The organism is Actinoplanes sp. NPDC049118 (assembly GCF_040648555.1).
Lineage (GTDB): Bacteria > Actinomycetota > Actinomycetes > Mycobacteriales > Micromonosporaceae > Actinoplanes.
In genome coordinates this window covers 72,012-89,530 of record NZ_JBEZDY010000007.1, presented here as the reverse complement: position 1 = coordinate 89,530, position 17,519 = coordinate 72,012, and the positions used below count along the sequence as shown (strand labels likewise).

The following is a 17,519-nucleotide window of genomic DNA, read 5'->3' as shown; positions in this document are numbered from 1 at the left end:
TGGAGGAGGTGGACTAGATGAGTTCGAAGGACTGGCTGGAGAAGGACTTCTACGCCGTTCTCGGGGTGGGCAAGTCCGCCTCCGCCGACGAGATCAAGAAGGCGTACCGGAAGCTGGCCCGGGCGAACCACCCCGATCACAACCCCGGCAACACGGACGCCGAGGACCGGTTCAAGGCCGCGTCCGAGGCGTACGACGTGCTCTCCGACGACAAGAAGCGCAAAGAGTACGACGAGATGCGCTCCCTGTTCGGCTCGGGCGCGTTCCGCCGGGGTGCCCGCGCGGGCGGCACCCAGTTCGACCCGTCCGACCTGTTCGGCGGCGGGTTCAGCGGTGCCGGTCAGGCCGGCGGTGCCGGTGACCGCCGGTTCGGTGGCGCGGGCTTCTCCGACATCTTCAGCTCCATCTTCTCCGGCGGTGGTGCCGGCGGGGCGGGAGCGGGACGCCGGGGGCCCCAGCGCGGCCGGGACGTCGAGGCCGAGGTCACGCTCGACTTCGGGCACGCGGTCAAGGGCACGACCCTGCCGCTCACGCTTCGATCGCCGGGCGTGTGCGACACCTGCCACGGCAACGGCGCGAAGCCCGGAACGGTGCCGCGGACCTGTCCGCAGTGCCACGGCTCGGGGCTGATCTCCCGCAACCAGGGTTCGTTCAGCTTCTCCGAGCCGTGCCGCGAGTGCCAGGGCGCGGGCAGCATCGTCGAACAGAAGTGCCCGGAGTGCCGCGGCACGGGCGGGGTCACCAAGAACCGCACGATCAACGTCCGCTTTCCCGCCGGCGTCGCCGACGGTCAGCGGATCCGGCTCAGCGGCCGGGGCGAGCCGGGCGACAAGGGCGGCCCGGCCGGCGACCTGTACGTGCAGGTCAAGGTCCGGCCGGACGAGCTGTTCGGGCGCAACGGCGACGACATCACGCTGACCGTGCCGATCACGTTCGCGGAGGCGGTGCTCGGCACCGACCTGCGAGTGCCCACGCTGGACAGTCCGGTCACGCTGCGGGTGCCGCCCGGCACGCCGAGCGGCCGCACGCTGCGGGCGCGTGGCAAGGGTGTGCAGCGCCGCGACGGCCAGACCGGCGATCTGCTGGTAACCGTCGAGGTGCAGGTACCCGCGGTTGCCGCGGTGAGCACCGAGGCCCGCGACGCACTGGAACAGTTCGCCAAGCTCACGCCCAACGCCGAGCGGGAGCGCATCGAGGCCCGGCTGCGCCGCGGCTAGCTCAGGAACCTGTCAGGAGGTGGCACATGTATGAAGAGATCAGCATCTCGGTGGAGCAGGCCTCCGACGCGAAGGTCCTGATCATTTCCGTAGCCGCGAGGCTGGCCGGGATGCATCCGCAGACCCTGCGCCAGTACGACCGGCTCGGCCTGGTGCAGCCGGGCCGGGCCGGCGGCGGCGGCCGGCGTTACAGCGAGCGCGACGTCGCCCTGCTCCGCGAGGTGCAGAAGCTGAGCCAGGAGGAAGGCGTCAACCTGGCCGGCATCAAGCGGATCATCGGGCTCGAGCAGCTCGTGGGCGAGTTGCAGGAACGCGTTGCCGAGCTGGAACAGCAGCTCGGCAACGCGTATCAGCAGATCGCCCAGCTCGAGGCGATGCACGCCTATCCGGGCCGTGACCTGGTCCGCCAGGAGCGTCCGTCGACGGCCCTGGTGGTGTGGCGCCCCCGGCGCGCCGGGGATAAGTAGGAACGCGGAGGCTCAGCGTCGGCCGAAGGCGGCGAGGCGGCGCGGGTGGCGGACCAGGCCGCCCTCGATCCAGTCCTCGTAGTCGAACAGCTCGGGGCGGGTCATCAGCACCCGGCAGTTGTGCGCCCACGTCGCCATCTGCTCGTCGCCGACCTCTTCCGCGCGCTCCACGTACTTCTTCATGCGGCGCTTGCGCTGCGCCGAGGCGTTCGGCCGGACGCCGTCGGCGGCATAGATGTACATGCAGTGCAGCGCGAATCGGCGGGCCGGGCACTGCCGGTCCATCGCCAGCTCGTAGAGCGTCGGTGCGAGCACGTCACCGGCGATGAGCAGGTCCCAGTCGGACGGCATCGCGTCCAGTGGCACGGCCTCGGGATGGTACGCCCAGGCCTGCAGCTCCTCCGGTCGCGGATCGACCGGGTTCGCGAACCCGAAGAATGTCGACTCACTCACGGTCACGACGCCGCCTCGTTTAGCTCACTCATGCCGCCGTCCTCCCCGGCAGAGGGCCGTGCTGGCCCGCCGGGAAGGCATCCCTGCATCCGGCGAGTCGCTGGTCACCCGATAACACGTTGTTGTCGCGGCGACACGTTAGCGCGCCGTATACGGGTAACGGAAGGCGTAGGAGATCACTTTCGGATACTAATCAGTAGCGTTATGCTGCTCGGCCGCCCGGCAGGTCAATCAGCGGCGGGAACAGGTCCGACAGGACGGCGCACGGCCATACGTTTGCGGACCATACCCTTGAACCAGGCGTAGTCGGTCAAACGCGCAAGCATCGGGCCGGTGACGACCGTGATCAGGACATATGCCGTCGCGAGTGGTGCCAACTCGGGCTCGACCCCGGAGGCGACGGCCAGCCCGGCGATGACGATCGAGAACTCACCGCGGGGCATCAGGGCGAGCCCGGCGCGGATCTGGCCGGGCAGCGCGATGCCGCCCCGGCGGGCGGCGAGCACGCCGGTGAACACCTTCGTCAGCATGGTCAGCACGGCCAGCGCCAGGGCCGGCAGGAGCACCGGCGGCATCGCGGCCGGGTCGGTGGAGAGCCCGAAGAAGACGAAGAACACCGCGGCGAACAGGTCCCGCAGCGGCGACAGGATCTGGGTCGCGTGGTGCGCCACCGGACCCGAGAGCGCGATGCCGACGAGGAAGGCGCCCACGGCGGCGGACACCTGCAGCTCGGCGGCGACACCGGCCACGAAGAGGGTCAGGCCCAGCACGCTGAGCAGCAGCGCCTCGGGGTCCTTCACCGAGATGAATCTCGAGATGGCGTGGCCGTACCGGATCGCCACCACCAGCACCGCGACCACCGTGAGCACCGCGACGGAGAGCGCCTTCACCCCGCCGAGCAGGCCGACCCCGGCCAGGACGGCCGTGACCACCGGCAGGTAGAACGCCATCGCGAGGTCCTCGATGACGAGTATCGAGAGGATCACCGGGGTCTCGCGGTTACCGAGCCGGCCCAGGTCGCCGAGCACCTTGGCGATCACCCCGGAGGACGAGACCCAGGTGATGCCGGCCAGCACCAGGGCGGCCTCCCAGCCCCAGCCGAGCAGGAACGCGAAACCGGCACCGGGCAGGGCGTTGAGCAGCGCATCGATCACGCCGGCGGGTGCGGCCGAGCGCAGGTTGCCGACGAGCTCGCTCGCCGAGTACTCCAGGCCCAGCATGACCAGCAGCAGGATGACGCCGATCTCGGCGCCGACCTCGATGAACTCCTCGCTGGCCGGGAGCGGGCGCAGGCCGCCCTGCCCGAAGGCGAGCCCGGCGAGCAGGTAGAGCGGGATGGGCGAGAGGCCGAAGCGGCGGCCGATGCGACCGAGCATGCCGAGCGCGAACAGGAGCGCGCCGACCTCGATGAGCAGGGCCGTGGTGCCGTGCACCGGCGGCGCCTCAGTCGCCGGTGTCGCCGGCCAGGATGGCGGTGACACCGTCCAGGCCGTCGCGGGTGCCGACGGCGACGACCACGTCGTTCGCCTCGAACAGGAATGACGGGCCGGGGGAGGCGATCACCTCGCGGTCGCGCAGCACCGCGACGATCGACGCGCTGGTGCGGGTGCGTGCGCGGGTGTCGCCCAGGCGGCGGCCGACGAACGGAGAACCGGCCGGCAGGGCGACCTGCTCGGTGAGCAGGCCCGCGGCCTGCTGCCGCAGGCCGGCCAGCTGGCCGAGCATGAGGGAGGCGCCGAGCACGTCGGCGAGCGCCTCCGCCTCGTCGTCGGTGAGGGGTATCGAGGCCAGGCAGGCGTCGGGATCGTCCACGTCGTAGAGCACGAGGTCACGGCGGCCGTTGCGGTGTGAGACCACGCCGACGGTGCGGCCGGATGACGTGATCAGGTCATGCCGGACGCCGATGCCCGGAAGCGGTGTCTGCTCTACCCGTACGCGCACGGGACCAACGGTAGCTGATCTGTCATGCGTGCCGGGTCGCACGGTCGTTACGGACCACGATCAGGAGCAGCAGGCCCGCCGCGCACAGTGCCGTGCAGAGCACGTAGGCAAGCCGGTAGTCGAAATGCTGTGCCAGCCCGAACAGCGGTCCGGCCAGCATCGCGCCCAGCGGGAACGCGTTGGTGAACAGCGTCGTCGCCCGTCCCGGGTGCCCCGGCAGCATGTTCTGCACATAGGAGATGCCCAGCCCGGTGACCGCGGCGATGAACAGGGCGTTGAGCGCCTGGCCGGCGACCAGCACCCAGAGGCTGGTGGCCGCGGCGGCCAGCGCGTAGTACGCGACGCCGCAGGCCGCGCCCGCGAGGAGCAGCCGGCGCAACGGCAGCCGGACGGCGAGCAGGCCCAGGCCGAGCATCAGCGGGATCTCGAGCGCGGCGCAGAGCCCGAGCAGCAGCCCGGCGTCGGCGACGTCGCCCTGCAGCTCGGTGCCGATGAACAGCGGCAGCGCCTGCACCGCGAGCGTCAGCGGGGTCTGCAGGAGGGTGAACGCGGCCGCGGTCAGCCACAGCGTCCACCGGCCGGCGACGACCCGCTCGTCGATCGGATCGTCCGCGGCGCGGGGCGCCGGCGCCGGAACCTCGTCGAGCCAGAGGATCGCGACCAGGGCCGCGAGCGCGTACATCAGCGCGGCGGTGCCGTACACCCAGGCGAAACCGCCAGAGGCGAGGAGGAACGCCGCCAGCGGCGGCCCGGCGACCCAGGCCAGGGAGAACACCGTACGCAGCGCGCTGATGCCCACCGGCGCGCGCGCCGGGTCGTCGCGCTCGAGCACCTGCCGGGCGTACGCGAAGGACTGCGGGAAGAGTGAGCCGGCGATCGCGAAGGCGGTGACCGCGAGGGCGAGCAGCACCCAGTAGTCGCGAACCACCGCGGTGACGCCGGTGCCGATCACGCCGGCCGTCGCGCCGCCGATCAGCAGTGCGCGCCGGATCTGCCGCCGGTCGGAGAACCGGCCGATCAGCGAGGAGGCGAGCACACCACCGAGCGGAGCGACGATCAGGAAGACCGTGATCTCGATCGGGCCCGCGTCGACCTCGGTGCTGAGGAACAGCGACAGGAACGGGTTGAACAGGGCCGTCGAGGTGCCGACGGCGAGGAAGAGGAGGCCCAGCGGAAGCAGCGCCCGACCGAGGCGCGATGCCGGTCGAGCGGATGTCTTCTGGGTCACCGCGGCCACGCTACGGCCCGCGTGACGCGTTGCGCACCGTGTTTCCCGTTACGGTCGGTGCTGGAGGGGTATGCGAGCCGGCCGGAGAGCCCCCGGGTGGTGTCGCCGACCTAGAGTTGAGTGGAATACGCTCAAGTCTCGGATTGCTGGACTACTCGGGAACTTGATCCGATCCAGGGGAGCTCATGAACACCGAACGCCTGACCACCAAGAGCCGTGACGTCATCACCGGCGCGGTTGCCGACGCAAACCAGCGTGGACACGCCACCGTCGAGCCGTGGCATCTGCTGCTCTCGCTGCTCGACACCGGCGGCTCCACCGCGGCGGCCCTGTTGCGGGCGGTCGGCGCCAATCCCGCGGACGTGCGGCGCGCGGCCGTACGCGCGGTCGAGCAGCAGCCCTCCGCCCGCGGTGCGAGCACCGCCGAGCCCAGCCTGTCGCGGGAGTTCGTCAACGCGATCGGCGAGGCCGAGCTGATCGCCAAGCCGCTCGGCGACGAGTACGTCTCCACCGAGCACCTGCTGGCCGGCCTGGCCCGCGTCGGCGGCGCGGTCGGCAAGGCCCTGCGCGACGTCGGTGCCACCGAGGAGACCCTGGTCGGGGCGTTCCCCGCCGTCCGCGGGGGCGACCGCCGGGTCACCACCGCGGAGCCCGAGCAGACCTACAAGGCGCTCGAGAAGTACAGCGTGGACCTGACCGCGCTGGCCCGCGACGGAAAGATCGATCCCGTCATCGGGCGCGACGCCGAGATCCGGCGCGTGGTACAGGTGCTCTCCCGGCGTACCAAGAACAACCCGGTATTGATCGGTGAGCCCGGCGTCGGCAAGACCGCGATCGTCGAGGGCCTGGCCCAGCGCATCGTGGCCGGCGACGTACCCGAGACGCTGCGCGACAAGAAGCTGGTCTCGCTCGACCTCGGCGCGATGGTCGCCGGAGCGCAGTACCGGGGGCAGTTCGAGGAGCGGCTCAAGAGCGTGCTCGAGGAGATCCGCAACTCCGACGGGCAGGTCGTCACGTTCCTCGACGAGCTGCACACCGTCGTCGGCGCGGGCAAGGGCGAGGGCTCGATGGACGCCGGCAACATGCTCAAGCCGATGCTGGCCCGCGGTGAGCTGCGGATGGTCGGCGCGACCACCCTGGACGAGTACCGCGAGCACATCGAGAAGGACCCCGCCCTCGAGCGGCGCTTCCAGCCCGTCGTCGTCGGCGAGCCGACCGTCGAGGACACGATCGGCATCCTGCGCGGGCTCAAGGGCCGGTACGAGGCACACCACCGGGTGCAGATCACCGACGCCGCGCTGGTCGCGGCGGCCGCGCTGTCCGACCGCTACATCAGCGACCGGTTCCTGCCCGACAAGGCCATCGACCTGATCGACGAGGCGGCCTCGCGGCTGCGCATGGAGATCGACTCCCGGCCGGTCGAGCTGGACCAGCTGCAGCGCCAGGTCGACCGGATGCGCGTCGAGAAGCTCGCCCTGGCGAAGGAGACCGACCCCGCGTCGATCACCCGGCTCCAGCGGCTGGAGCGCGATCTCGCGGACCGCGAGGAGGAGCTCACCGCGCTGAACGCCCGCTGGGAGCGCGAGCGCAGCGGCCTGAACCGGGTCGGCGAGCTGAAGAAGCGGCTCGACGAGGCGCAGGCCGATCTGGAGCGGGCGCAGCGCGACGCGGCGTGGGAGAAGGCCTCCCGCCTGCAGTATCAGGAGATACCCGCGCTGATCGCCGAGATCGAGGACGCCTCGGCGGCCGAGGAGGAGAAGACCGAGCCGCCGATGGTCAAGGAGGAGGTCGCCGCGGACGACGTCGCCGAGGTCATCGCGTCGTGGACCGGCATCCCGGCCGGCCGGATGTTGGAGGGCGAGACCGCCAAGCTGCTCCGCATGGAGGAGTCGCTGCAGGCCAAGGTGGTCGGCCAGGCCGAGGCGGTGTCCGCGGTCGCCGGCGCCGTACGCCGGGCGCGCGCGGGTGTCGCCGACCCGGACCGCCCGACCGGCAGCTTCCTGTTCCTGGGCCCCACCGGCGTCGGCAAGACCGAGCTGGCCAAGGCCCTCGCGGGCTTCCTCTTCGACGACGAACGCGCCATGGTCCGCATCGACATGAGCGAGTACGGCGAGAAGCACTCCGTCGCGCGTCTGCTGGGCGCCCCGCCCGGATACGTGGGGTACGAGGAGGGCGGACAGCTCACCGAGGCGGTGCGCCGGCGGCCCTACTCGGTGGTGCTGCTTGACGAGGTCGAGAAGGCTCATCCGGACGTCTTCGACACGCTGCTTCAGGTGCTCGACGACGGGCGGCTCACGGACGGCCAGGGCCGCACGGTCGACTTCCGCAACGCGATCCTGGTGCTCACCTCCAACCTGGGCTCGTCGGTCATCTCCGACTTCACCCTCGGCGAGGAGGAGCGGCGCGAGGAGGTCATGGCGGCCGTGCGGGGGCACTTCAAGCCCGAGTTCCTCAACCGGCTCGACGACATCGTGGTGTTCCAGGCGCTGACCGCCCGGGACCTGGCCGCCATCGTGGACATCCAGCTGGGCCGGCTGCGCAACCGGCTCGCCGACCGGCGGCTCAGCCTCGAGGTCTCCGAGGCCGCGGTGCTGTGGCTGGGCGAGCGGGGCTACGACCCGGTCTACGGCGCCCGGCCGCTGCGCCGGCTGGTGCAGTCGTCGATCGGTGATTCGCTGGCGAAGGCGCTGCTCGCGGGGGAGATCGTCGACGGCGACACCGTCGTGGTGGAGTTGAACGAAACGAAGGACGGGCTCTCGGTCCGTTCCTGAGATGCGGCGGAGGGCCCCGCTCTGTCGAGCGGGGCCCTCCCTGTCGCTGTCTAGCTCGTCTGCGCCTCCCGTTGCCGGTAGGCGTGTGTCATCAGGATGTCCGTGAAGGCGTGCTCGCCCTCGTCGGACCAGATCCTGATCCCGTCGCGGTGCAATTGGTACCGGACGTCGGTGTAGCTGGTTCTGGTGTCGTCGTGGTGCACCACGGTCAGGGTGTCTGCGTGCGGCATGGGACTCACCGGTCCTTGTCGAGTCTGGGCGGCCGCGGCATGGTCACGCGGCCTGCGCAATCGGGAAGGAGCCCGTATCCGGTCTGCCTCGGCCCCGGCTGTCTCTGAGCGGGGGCGGCGACGCGGTCGGGCAGGGGGCGCCGCTGGAGCTCTCTGCTGCCTGCGGCGCGCCACGAGATGGAAGTGTATGACCAGCGATCGACTTCTGTCGCCCCCCTGAACGAGCGACCTATATCGTCCGATTTAGTGCCACATCGGGCGATGTTGCCATATGGGATGGTCCGATGCCGGTCGGTCGACGGATCTGGCGTGCGCCCGATACCGTGAGTGGATCTAGGAGGGAGCGCCGTGTCTGATCCGATGTACCCGGGAACATCAGTGCCGAGATCGCGTCCGTCGGTGGTGACGGTCTCGTCCTACCTGCTCTATACCAGTGCGGCCGCGTCGATCATCGCGGCGGTGCTGTCGCTGACCACGGTCGGGACCGTCCGGGACGTCTACGCCGATCTGTACGACGGGACCGCGAACTCCGGCCTGGAGGGCTTCATCGTCGCGGCCACCGTCGGCGCCGTGGTGGTCAACATCCTGTTCGCCGGGGCCCTGGCGATCCTCGCGATCTACAACAACCGCGGCAAGCAGCCCGCCCGGATCACCACCTGGGTGGTCGGCGGCATTTTCCTCTGCTGCAACGGCTTCGGCCTGCTCGGCACCGCCCTGACCGGCGCGACGGGCCTGGACACCGGCAGCACCTCCGGGCCCAGCGCCAAGGAGGTCGAGGAGCGGCTCTCCAGCGAGTTGCCGGGCTGGTTCGAGCCGGCCTCGACGCTGCTGACCGTCGTCGTCGTGCTCACCCTGCTGGCCGCGGTGATCCTGCTGGCGCTGCCGGCGGCGAACGAGTACTTCCGCAAGCCGGCGGTCGCCTGGGACCCGATGAACCAGTACCCGGGATACCCGGTACAGCAGCCGCCGTACCCCGGGCAGCCGCCGTACCCGGGCCAGCCGCTCCCGGGCCAGCCGCCGTACCCGGGCCAGCCGCTCCCGGGCCAGCCGGCGTATCCGGGCCAGCCGCTCCCGGGCCAGCCGCCGTATCCGGGCCAGCCGCCGTACCCGGGCCAGCCGCTCCCGGGTCAGCCGCAGTACCCGCCCTATCCCGGCGGGGAACCGTCCCAAGGCGGCTCTCCCACGCCGCCGCCGGGCGGCCCGGACGCCACCCCGCCGGCCTCCGGGCCGGGCGCGGGCCCGGCTCCGGGCGCGGCTCAGGATCCGAACACCCCCGGCGGGCCGCCCACCGATCCGTGGAGCGCGCCGCAGCCCCCGCCGCCGGGTGAGGACAGGCCGGGCCGGTCGCCGACCGATCCCGCCTGATCCCCGCTCGTAGTGCGCCGCCGGCTCGCCCGGCGGCGCGCTGCGCGTCCGGGTAGGTTCGTCCGAAACGGATCATCGGGAGACGTCAATGTCGTACGCAATGCAGCCGCCGCCGGCCGCCGCGCCGCCCCCCGCCGCGCCCCGCCGGCCGGTGCCGGTGACGTTGGCGTCGATCCTGTTGATCGTGATGGCGGTGGCCGGGCTCGCGTACGCGATCGCCGCGATCGCGATCGTGCCCGGCACGATCGACCGGTTCCGCGCCGCGGTCGGTGGCTCGGGCGGCGCGGACATCGACGGCATGGTCACGGTCGTCTGGATCATCGCCGCGCTGGGCGCGGTGCTCGCCGTGATCCTCTTCGCGCTCTACGTCGTCCTGGCGCTCGGGCTGCGGCGGGGCAGCAACGCCGCCCGGATCGCCACCTGGGTGGTCGCGGGCCTCGGCCTGCTCGCCGGCTGTGCCTCGACGGTCGTCATGGGCGTCCAGCTGGGCGGGGACGCGACCGTGGGCACGCCGGAGGCCGCGCTGGCCGACGCGTATCCCGGGTCGTGGGTCGCGCTGAATGTCGCCCTGGGCATCTCGCAGATGGTCGGGTACGTGATCGTCGGTCTGCTGCTGCTCGCTTGCCCCGGCACGTTCTTCGGCCGGGCGCCGAAGCCGCTGCCGCCGGACCCCTTCGCCGCCCCGGCTCTCGCGGGCTATCCGCCGGTGCCGGCCGGCTACGGCCCGCAGGCCATGGGTGGGCCCGCCGGCGGCTACGGATCGCCGTACCCCTCGGCGCCGCCGGCCGCGGGGCAGTCGATCCCGCCGTCCGGGCCCGCCGGGCGGCCGCAGCCGGGCCCGGACGATGAGTACTGGTCGCGTCCGTCCAACTGACGGGCGACATGCATCGACGAACGTGCGTCACCCGAACGGGTATCGTTGTGCGCCGAGGATGTGCCTAATTTCGCTGTCTGGCCGATTTCGGCTTGCCGCTCGGTGGGTGTTTTTCGCTGGACGGGCAGACGTGCGGCGATGACAACGGTGTCGGTGCGTACTCGTTCGATGACGGTCGTTGTCTGCCGGCCCCGGAACGGCCCCACGGAAAGGTGCTTTGAGCTGCGTCTATGCCTCTTCGAAAGGGTGGGCGACGACCGCTTCAGTTAACAACATTTCCAATACCGTCGGGGCAATGCCGTGGGTCAATAGTTCCTTTCCGCCCTGGCGGGGCAGAACGTTCCAGTTTCCCGTCAGGAAGTACTCTCGATGTCATGGAAGCCCGCCACGACCTGCGTAAATTCATCGTTGAATTGCCCGTCGCGTAGCGTTGTGTCGTGCTTTCATCGGGTCGTGAAGTTGACTGTGACCTCGACCCACACCGTGTGACGGTGCAGTACACGGCACCTTCCGACGACCGGGCGGACGTCGGACGGTCACCGTCCTGATCGTGAATCGACAATGTGGGGCGTCTCACTCCGGGGGCGGGGATCGAGAGCTCGACGGCGATGAGCAGCGACCAGACGGCGGCTGAGGCGTTGCAGGAGGCAGAGACCGAAGTCGGTGTCGCGGGGAATGGTTGATCGGAGTGCGGACGCTGCCGTGCGGGGTGCCGGACAGACGTACCGATCGGCCTACCGTTCGACCGATCTCGGCCTTACGGCCTGAAAGTTAGCCGGTTCGTTCCTGCGCACATGCAGGAGAATCGATGCAGTTGGTGGAAGGATGGAGATCGTGGGAACTGCGTTGGCGGAAATGACAATGCCTCAGATCTCGCCGCTAGCCGGCGAGCCAATTGAACGTGCGGACGCCGAGCGACTGGCGGGGGTGCTCAAGGCACTCGCCGACCCGGCTCGGCTTCGGCTGCTGAGCCTCATCCAGTCCGCAACGGACGGCGAAGCGTGTGTCTGCGACCTGACTGCCCCGCTCGGGCTGTCGCAGCCGACCGTGAGTCACCACCTGCGGATCCTGACGGAGGCGGGCCTGCTCGAGCGCGAGAAGCGTGGCGTGTGGGCTTACTACCGGCTGGTCCCGTCCGCGATCGCTACCATCGCGGACCTGCTCACCCCGCCACGCAAGCGGGCCACGAAGAAGGCCCGCTGAAAATAGACCCGACAAAGCCTGGCGTCACCGTTCCTCAGGCGTGACGCCAGGCCGGCCACCTCCATCAGGATCCACCCCCCGGACCCTAGGAGTTAACGGGTGAACTATGTGCCCGGCGATCTGCGCGACCAGCTCGCGCACGTGGGCTATGACGTGGTCCAGGCCGGACTGGTCTGTGGCTCCGGCGGCAATCTGTCCGCCCGGATTCCCGACGAGGACGCCTGCTGGGTGACCGCCAGCGGCGCCTGGCTGGACAGACTCAGCCGGACGGCCTTCACACCGGTACAGATATCCGACGGCGCTCCCGCGACCATCGGTGAGATTCCGGCCCCACGCATACCCCCGACCAGTGAAATCGCCCTCCATCTGGCGTTGTACCGTGCCCGCCCGGACGTGAACGCGGTGGTACACCTGCACCCGCAGACGGTGCTGCTGCTGGATGCGCTCGGTGAGCACATCCGCCTGGTCACGACCGACCACGCCTTCTACCTGAAGCGCGTCTCCACGGTGCCGTTCCGCATGCCGGGCGGCACCGAGGTGGCAGCGCTGACGGCGGCCATGGCGGCAGACGGCACAGACTGTCTGGTGCTCAGCCAGCACGGCTGCGTCGTGATGGCCGACACGGTCGAGCTGGCCCACAAGAGGGCCCGCAACCTGGAAGAGGCCGCGGCGCTGACCCACAAGGCGCTGACCCTGGGCCGCCTGGAGAACCTCCGCGAAGTCCCGGAGGAGTTCCTGGACCGCCTGGCCTCGCTCGCACCGGTCACGGTCTGACGAAGAAACGCCCCGCGGCCCGACTCTCCCCAGAGCCGGGCCGCGGGGCGTTGTAGTTCGCCTGGGGCGAGACGCCCCGTCAGGCCGAGTGCCGTGGCTCGTGGTGGCCGGCGTCGTGGTGGCCGGGTCCGTGGTGACCGGATCCGTAGTGGCCGGCCTCGTGGACTCCGTGGTGGCCGGGCTCGTGGTCCGTGATCGCTTCTGCCATGCCGACCACGGTCGCGGCCGCCACCACGCCGATCGCGGTGGCCGGACCGGCGTCCGAGGGAGTGGTCTTCTTCGCCTTCCGCTCGCGGATGACCTCGATCAGGATCGGGAGCACCGAGATCAGGACGATCAGGGCCACCACCGGCAGGATGTAGCGGTCGATCTTGTCGCCGATAGCGGCGTAGATCCGCTCGGCCAGCACGTAGCCGAGGAGGATGATGCCGTCGCACCAGAGGATCGCGCCGACCACGTTCCAGAGGAAGAACTGGCGGGCCGGCATGCCCAGGGTGCCCGCGACCGGGTTCAGGAAGGTGCGGACGATCGGGATGAAGCGGGCGAGGACCACCGCCTTGGCCGGGCCGAACTTCTCGAAGTAGTACTCCGCCTTCTCGACGTACTCGCGCTTGAACAGCCTGCTGTCCGGGCGTTCGAACATGCGGCGGCCGTATCTCGAGCCGAGCCAGTGGCCCAGCTGCGCGCCGACGATGGCGCACAGGGGCGCGCCGATCAGCAGGCCGGCCAGGGAGATCTTGGTGCCGTCACCGAAGATCGAGTCGGCCACCGGTGACGCCGCGACGCCGGCCAGGAACAGCAGGGAGTCGCCGGGGAAGAAGAAGCCGACGAGCAGGCCCGTCTCCGCGAAAAGGATCGCCCAGACGCCGATCAACCCGAAGGTCTGCAGCAGGTCCTTCGGGTCCATCGGGTTCAGGGCAAGCTGCTCGGAGAGCGCACGGATGTCCACGAGGAGCCAGGGTACCGGCCGCTGCCACGCAGTCACCTGTTCGAATGCTGTGGATTACAGGCGCGGATCCACCGGCTCCGACTCCGCCGCGAGGATGGCGAAGACAAGTTCGTGGATGCGCCACAGCGGTGCGCCCTCGGCCAGCCGGTCCAACGCGGCCAGGCCGAGGCCGTGCTCGCGCAGCGCCAGGCCGCGCTTGCGGCCCAGCGAGCGCTGCCGCAGCCGTTCGATCTGCTCCGGGCGGGTGTACTCCGGGCCGTAGATGATCCGGAGATACTCCCGGCCGCGGCACTTGACGCCCGGCTGCACCAGCCGGCCCTTCGCGTCGGTCGCGCCCGGCCCGGCGTACGGCTTGACGACCATGCCCTCGCCGCCCGCCGCGGTCAGCGCCAGCCACCAGTCGGTGGCGGCCCGCTCCGCCGCGGGATCGCCCAGGTCTACCACCATGCGCCGGGTCGGCGTGAACAGTCCCGGGTCGGCCTCCACAAGCCGGTCCGCGACGCCGAGGTGCCAGCCGTGGTCCCGGTCGCGGTAGCTGACCCCCGCGCCCGCCAGCACCGCGAAGGGCGCCAGCGTCACGCCGGTCAGCCCGTCGGTCGGCTGGACGTACGCGCGGTACGCCGCCGAGTAGCCCTCGATCTCCGCCGCGCGCAGTTCGAGCCGGTCCCGCAGCCCGGACACGTCCAGGCCCCGCCCGGTGGCCCTCCGGAGCACAGCCAGGGCGGCCGGCAGCGCGGCTCGTCCGGCGGCGCCGACGCCCGCGTACCGTTCGCGGATCAGGCCGCCGGCCTTCGCCGACCAGGGCAGCAGTTCCGTGTCGAGCAGCAGCCAACCGGTGTCGAGCTCGTCGAAGACCTCGGCGGCCGCGGCGCGGACGCCGGCCAGCAGCGTGCCGTTGCGCTCGGCGTCGAAGAACGGCCGGCCGGTACGGGTCCAGATCGCGTCGCCGTCGCCGGATCGGGAGACGCGCACCACTGCGCGGGAGCCCATGTGCTTCTCCTCGCAGATCACCGTCGTGATGCCGGCCGAGCGGAGGTCCGCGAACGCCGTCGACGGATGCTCGAGGTAGCCCTCGACCGTCGACGTCGAGCACGGCGCCATCGTCGGCGGCAGCCAGACCAGCGTCGCCGGGTCGAGCGCGAAGCGGCTCATCACCTCGAGCGCCGCGGCCGCGTTCTCCGCGGCGACCGTCGTGCGGCCGTACCCGTAGTCGATGTGCCGCCGGCCGGTGACGTCCGCCAGGTCGAGGCCCTCGTCGGGCCTGCTGTCCACCGGCACCAGCGGGCGGGCCGGCGGGTAGTGCTCCCGCTCGGCCGGCACCGAAACGAGCTCGCGGGTCGGCCAGCGCAGGGCCGTCAGCCTGCCACCGAACACGCACCCCGTGTCGAGGCAGATGGTGTTGTTGATCCACTCCGGTTCCGGGGTCGGGGTGTGGCCGTAGACGACCGCCGCCGAGCCGCGGTAGTCGCGGGCCCACGGGTAGCGGACCGGGAGGCCGTACTCGTCGGTCTCGCCGGTTGTCTCGCCGAACAGGGCGAACGCGCGAACGCGGCCGGACGCGCGGCCCTGGTACGCCTCCTTGAGCCCGGCGTGCGCGACGACGAGCCTGCCGCCGTCCAGCACGTAGTGGCTGACCAGGCCGTCGATGAACTCCCGGACCTCGGGGACGAAGGCCTCATCCTCCCGGGACAGCTGCTCGAGCGTCTCCGGCAGGCCGTGGGTGAGCTGCACGTTGCGGCCGGCAAGCCGGCGGGCCAGCTTCTGCTCGTGGTTGCCCGGCACGCAGATCGCCGTTCCGGCGGCCACCATGCCCATGACCAGGCGCAGCACGCCCGGGGAGTCCGGGCCGCGGTCCACCAGGTCGCCGACGAACACGGCGGTACGGCCCTCCGGGTGCACCGCGCCGACCGGGCGGCCGCGCTCGTCGCGGACCAGCCCGTAGCCCAGCGTGGTCAGCAGGGTCTCCAGCTCGGCGCGGCAGCCGTGCACGTCGCCGATGATGTCGAACGGGCCGGTGACCTCGCGCTTGTCATTGAACAGCTTCTCGGTGCGGATGGTGGCCGCCGCGATCTCGTCCGCGCCGCGCAGCACGTGGATCTTGCGGAATCCCTCCCGGGACAGCTGCCCGAGCGAGCGCCGCAGGTCGCGGTGCATCCGGCTGAGGACCTGGCGGCCGAAGGTGCGGTCAGTCCGGGCCTGCGTGCGTTCCCAGGCCAGCGCCTCCGGCACGTCCAGCACCACCGCGACCGGCAGCACGTCGTGCTCGCGGGCGACGCGGACCAGGCCGGCCCGCGCGTGGGTCTGCAGGTTGGTGGCGTCGACGACGGTCAGCCGGCCGGCGGCCAGCCGCTTACCGGCGACGTAGTGCAGCACGTCGAAGGCGTCCCCGGACGCGGACTGGTCGTTCTCGTCGTCCGCGACCAGGCCGCGGAAGTAGTCGGAGGAGAGCACCTGGGTCGCCTTGAAGTGCTCCCGCGCGAACGTCGACTTGCCCGACCCGGAGATGCCGACCAGCGCGACGAGCGCGAGCTCCGGAATGTCGATCTCGGTCATGCCCGTTCTCCCCTCGTGAAGATCGCCATCTGGGTCGGTGCGCCCTTCGCGGCGTCGGCGTCGCCCACGCCGCGGAAGGCGACCTCGTAGCCGTGCCCGGCGGCGGTGCGCTCGGCCCAGTCCTGGAACTCCGCGCGGGTCCACTCGAAGCGGTGGTCCGAGTGGCGCATGCCGGTCAGTCCCTCGTACAGCACGTTGTATTCGACGTTCGGCGTGGTCACGATGACCGTCGCCGGGTTTGCGTGGCCGAAGACGGAGGACTCCAGCGCGGGCAGCCGGGCCGGGTCGAGGTGCTCGATGACCTCCATCAGCACCGCCGCGTCGTAGCCGCGCAGCCGGTCGTCGCGGTAGGTGAGTGCCGACTGCCACAGCGTCACCCGGCCGCGCTGCCGCTCGGGCAGCCGGTCCAGCCGCAGTCGGCGGTGGGCCAGGTCGAGGGCCCGCGACGACACGTCGGTGCCGACGATCTCCGTGTACCGGCGGTCGGCCATCAGCCCGGCGAGCAGCACGCCGCCGCCGCAGCCCAGGTCGAGTACGCGGGTCGCGCCGGACTCGGCGAGCGCGGCCAGGACCGCGTCGCGCCGCTGTTCGGCGAGCGGCCGCCTGCGGGCCACCGGCAGCTCGGCCTCCTCGTCCGCGACCGTGTCGGCCGGTGCGTCGACGGAGTCCGGGTCGGTACGGTCCAGCCGCTCCAGCGCACTGGTGGCCAGCGAGCGCCGGTGCGCCAGGTAGCGCCGGGTGATCAGCACCTTCTCCGGGTGGTCGGCCAGCCAGCCCTCGCCTGCGCGCAGCAGCTTGTCGATCTCGTCCGGCGCCACCCAGTAGTGCTTGGCGTCGTCGAGGACCGGCAGCAGCACGTACAGGTGGTTGAGCGCGTCCGCCAGCCGCAGCGTGCCGGTGAGGGTGAGATCGACGTACGGGCTGTCGCCGGCGAGCGGGTGTTCGCCGTCGACGTCGTCGAGCGGGATCGCGGTGGCGGTGACCGTCCAGCCCAGCGGCTCGAACAGCGCGGCGGCGCTGCCCCGGCAGCGCAGCACCGGCACGTGGATCTCCAGCGGGATGGCCTCGCCGGCCAGTTCCGGGCGGTCCTTCGACTCGCCGCGCAGCGCGCTACGGAAGACCTTGGCCAGCGCGCCGGCGAGCAGGCTGGACGCCGCGTACGGCCGGTCGTTGACGTACTGGCCCAGCGTGAACGACTCCGGCGCCGGCTGCTGGTTGCGACCGCCGCGCGCGGCACCGAGCCGCTGCGGATCGACGTCCAGCAGCAGCGCGGCCGTGCACCGGTCCTCGGCCGCGTCCGGGAACAGGACGTGGGCCGTGCCGGTGGGTACGTCGAACGAGTGCACCTTGTCGGGGTGCTTGACCAGCAGGTAACCGAGGTCGGTCGCCGGCCTTCGGGTGGTCGTCACGGTGAGCAGCACCGGCCGATGATCGCAGCGAGCCGCCCTCGGCGGCGACCCATTTGACGGGACCGCAAAGATGTCAGTTACATAC

The 17,519-nt window shown here is 71.2% G+C and carries 15 protein-coding genes; 7 read left to right on the top strand and 8 right to left on the bottom strand.

Annotation, left to right across the window (positions count from 1 at the left end):
• The first annotated feature begins 17 nt into the window (after positions 1-17).
• Both dnaJ and AB0B58_RS12610 read left to right on the top strand, forming a co-directional pair.
• Positions 18-1,217: a molecular chaperone DnaJ gene (dnaJ, locus tag AB0B58_RS12615; protein ID WP_360222066.1), complete on the top strand. Its 1,200-nt coding sequence runs from the start codon at positions 18-20 to the stop codon at positions 1,215-1,217.
• Between the two features lie 26 nt (positions 1,218-1,243).
• Positions 1,244-1,684: a heat shock protein transcriptional repressor HspR gene (locus tag AB0B58_RS12610; RefSeq protein ID WP_360222063.1), complete on the top strand. Its 441-nt coding sequence runs from the start codon at positions 1,244-1,246 to the stop codon at positions 1,682-1,684.
• Between the two features lie 12 nt (positions 1,685-1,696).
• On the opposite strand, the gene AB0B58_RS12605 is transcribed toward AB0B58_RS12610, so the two are convergent.
• From AB0B58_RS12605 to AB0B58_RS12590, 4 genes are all read right to left on the bottom strand, one after another.
• Positions 1,697-2,143: a hypothetical protein gene (locus tag AB0B58_RS12605; RefSeq protein ID WP_360222060.1), complete on the bottom strand. Its 447-nt coding sequence runs from the start codon at positions 2,141-2,143 to the stop codon at positions 1,697-1,699.
• A 221-nt stretch (positions 2,144-2,364) separates the two neighbouring features.
• Positions 2,365-3,570 (bottom strand): cation:proton antiporter, encoded by a 1,206-nt coding sequence (locus AB0B58_RS12600; protein ID WP_360222057.1) that lies wholly within the window; start codon positions 3,568-3,570, stop codon positions 2,365-2,367.
• Positions 3,571-3,580: 10 nt separating this feature from the next.
• A complete protein-coding gene (locus AB0B58_RS12595; protein ID WP_360222054.1) occupies positions 3,581-4,078 on the bottom strand; it encodes a cation:proton antiporter regulatory subunit in 498 nt (165 codons plus the stop codon).
• A 22-nt stretch (positions 4,079-4,100) separates the two neighbouring features.
• Positions 4,101-5,306 carry a sugar efflux transporter gene (locus tag AB0B58_RS12590; RefSeq protein ID WP_360222051.1) on the bottom strand — a complete coding sequence of 402 codons (1,206 nt, stop codon included), beginning with the start codon at positions 5,304-5,306 and terminating at the stop codon, positions 4,101-4,103.
• A gap of 185 nt (positions 5,307-5,491) precedes the next feature.
• On the opposite strand from AB0B58_RS12590, the gene clpB reads away from it, so the two are divergent.
• Positions 5,492-8,077 carry an ATP-dependent chaperone ClpB gene (clpB, locus tag AB0B58_RS12585; RefSeq protein ID WP_360222048.1) on the top strand — a complete coding sequence of 862 codons (2,586 nt, stop codon included), beginning with the start codon at positions 5,492-5,494 and terminating at the stop codon, positions 8,075-8,077.
• 50 nt (positions 8,078-8,127) lie between these two features.
• Here clpB and AB0B58_RS12580 read toward each other — a convergent pair whose 3' ends face one another.
• Complete coding sequence (locus AB0B58_RS12580) at positions 8,128-8,307, bottom strand: hypothetical protein (protein ID WP_360222045.1); 180 nt, start codon at positions 8,305-8,307, stop codon at positions 8,128-8,130.
• Positions 8,308-8,685: 378 nt separating this feature from the next.
• Between AB0B58_RS12580 and AB0B58_RS12575 the strand changes: the two genes are divergently transcribed.
• The 4 genes from AB0B58_RS12575 to AB0B58_RS12560 all read left to right on the top strand — a co-directional run bounded on the left by AB0B58_RS12575 (position 8,686) and on the right by AB0B58_RS12560 (position 12,523).
• Complete coding sequence (locus tag AB0B58_RS12575) at positions 8,686-9,672, top strand: hypothetical protein (protein WP_360222042.1); 987 nt, start codon at positions 8,686-8,688, stop codon at positions 9,670-9,672.
• A gap of 88 nt (positions 9,673-9,760) precedes the next feature.
• Complete coding sequence (locus tag AB0B58_RS12570) at positions 9,761-10,546, top strand: hypothetical protein (protein WP_360222039.1); 786 nt, start codon at positions 9,761-9,763, stop codon at positions 10,544-10,546.
• Positions 10,547-11,371: 825 nt separating this feature from the next.
• Positions 11,372-11,749: a helix-turn-helix transcriptional regulator gene (locus tag AB0B58_RS12565; protein WP_092549981.1), complete on the top strand. Its 378-nt coding sequence runs from the start codon at positions 11,372-11,374 to the stop codon at positions 11,747-11,749.
• A gap of 99 nt (positions 11,750-11,848) precedes the next feature.
• Positions 11,849-12,523, top strand: coding sequence for a class II aldolase/adducin family protein (locus AB0B58_RS12560; RefSeq protein ID WP_360222035.1), 675 nt, complete (start codon positions 11,849-11,851; stop codon positions 12,521-12,523).
• Between the two features lie 79 nt (positions 12,524-12,602).
• Here AB0B58_RS12560 and AB0B58_RS12555 read toward each other — a convergent pair whose 3' ends face one another.
• From AB0B58_RS12555 to AB0B58_RS12545, 3 genes are read right to left on the bottom strand one after another with little or no spacing between them, the layout of a single operon-like run.
• A complete protein-coding gene (locus AB0B58_RS12555; RefSeq protein WP_360222032.1) occupies positions 12,603-13,472 on the bottom strand; it encodes a DedA family protein in 870 nt (289 codons plus the stop codon).
• A gap of 54 nt (positions 13,473-13,526) precedes the next feature.
• Positions 13,527-16,025, bottom strand: coding sequence for a polynucleotide kinase-phosphatase (locus AB0B58_RS12550; RefSeq protein WP_360222029.1), 2,499 nt, complete (start codon positions 16,023-16,025; stop codon positions 13,527-13,529).
• The gene (locus tag AB0B58_RS12545) at positions 16,022-17,446 is read right to left on the bottom strand and encodes a 3' terminal RNA ribose 2'-O-methyltransferase Hen1 (RefSeq protein ID WP_360222026.1); all 1,425 of its coding nucleotides are present in this window, start codon (positions 17,444-17,446) and stop codon (positions 16,022-16,024) included. The genes AB0B58_RS12550 and AB0B58_RS12545 overlap by 4 nt, the downstream gene beginning before the upstream one ends.
• Positions 17,447-17,519 lie beyond the last annotated feature (73 nt).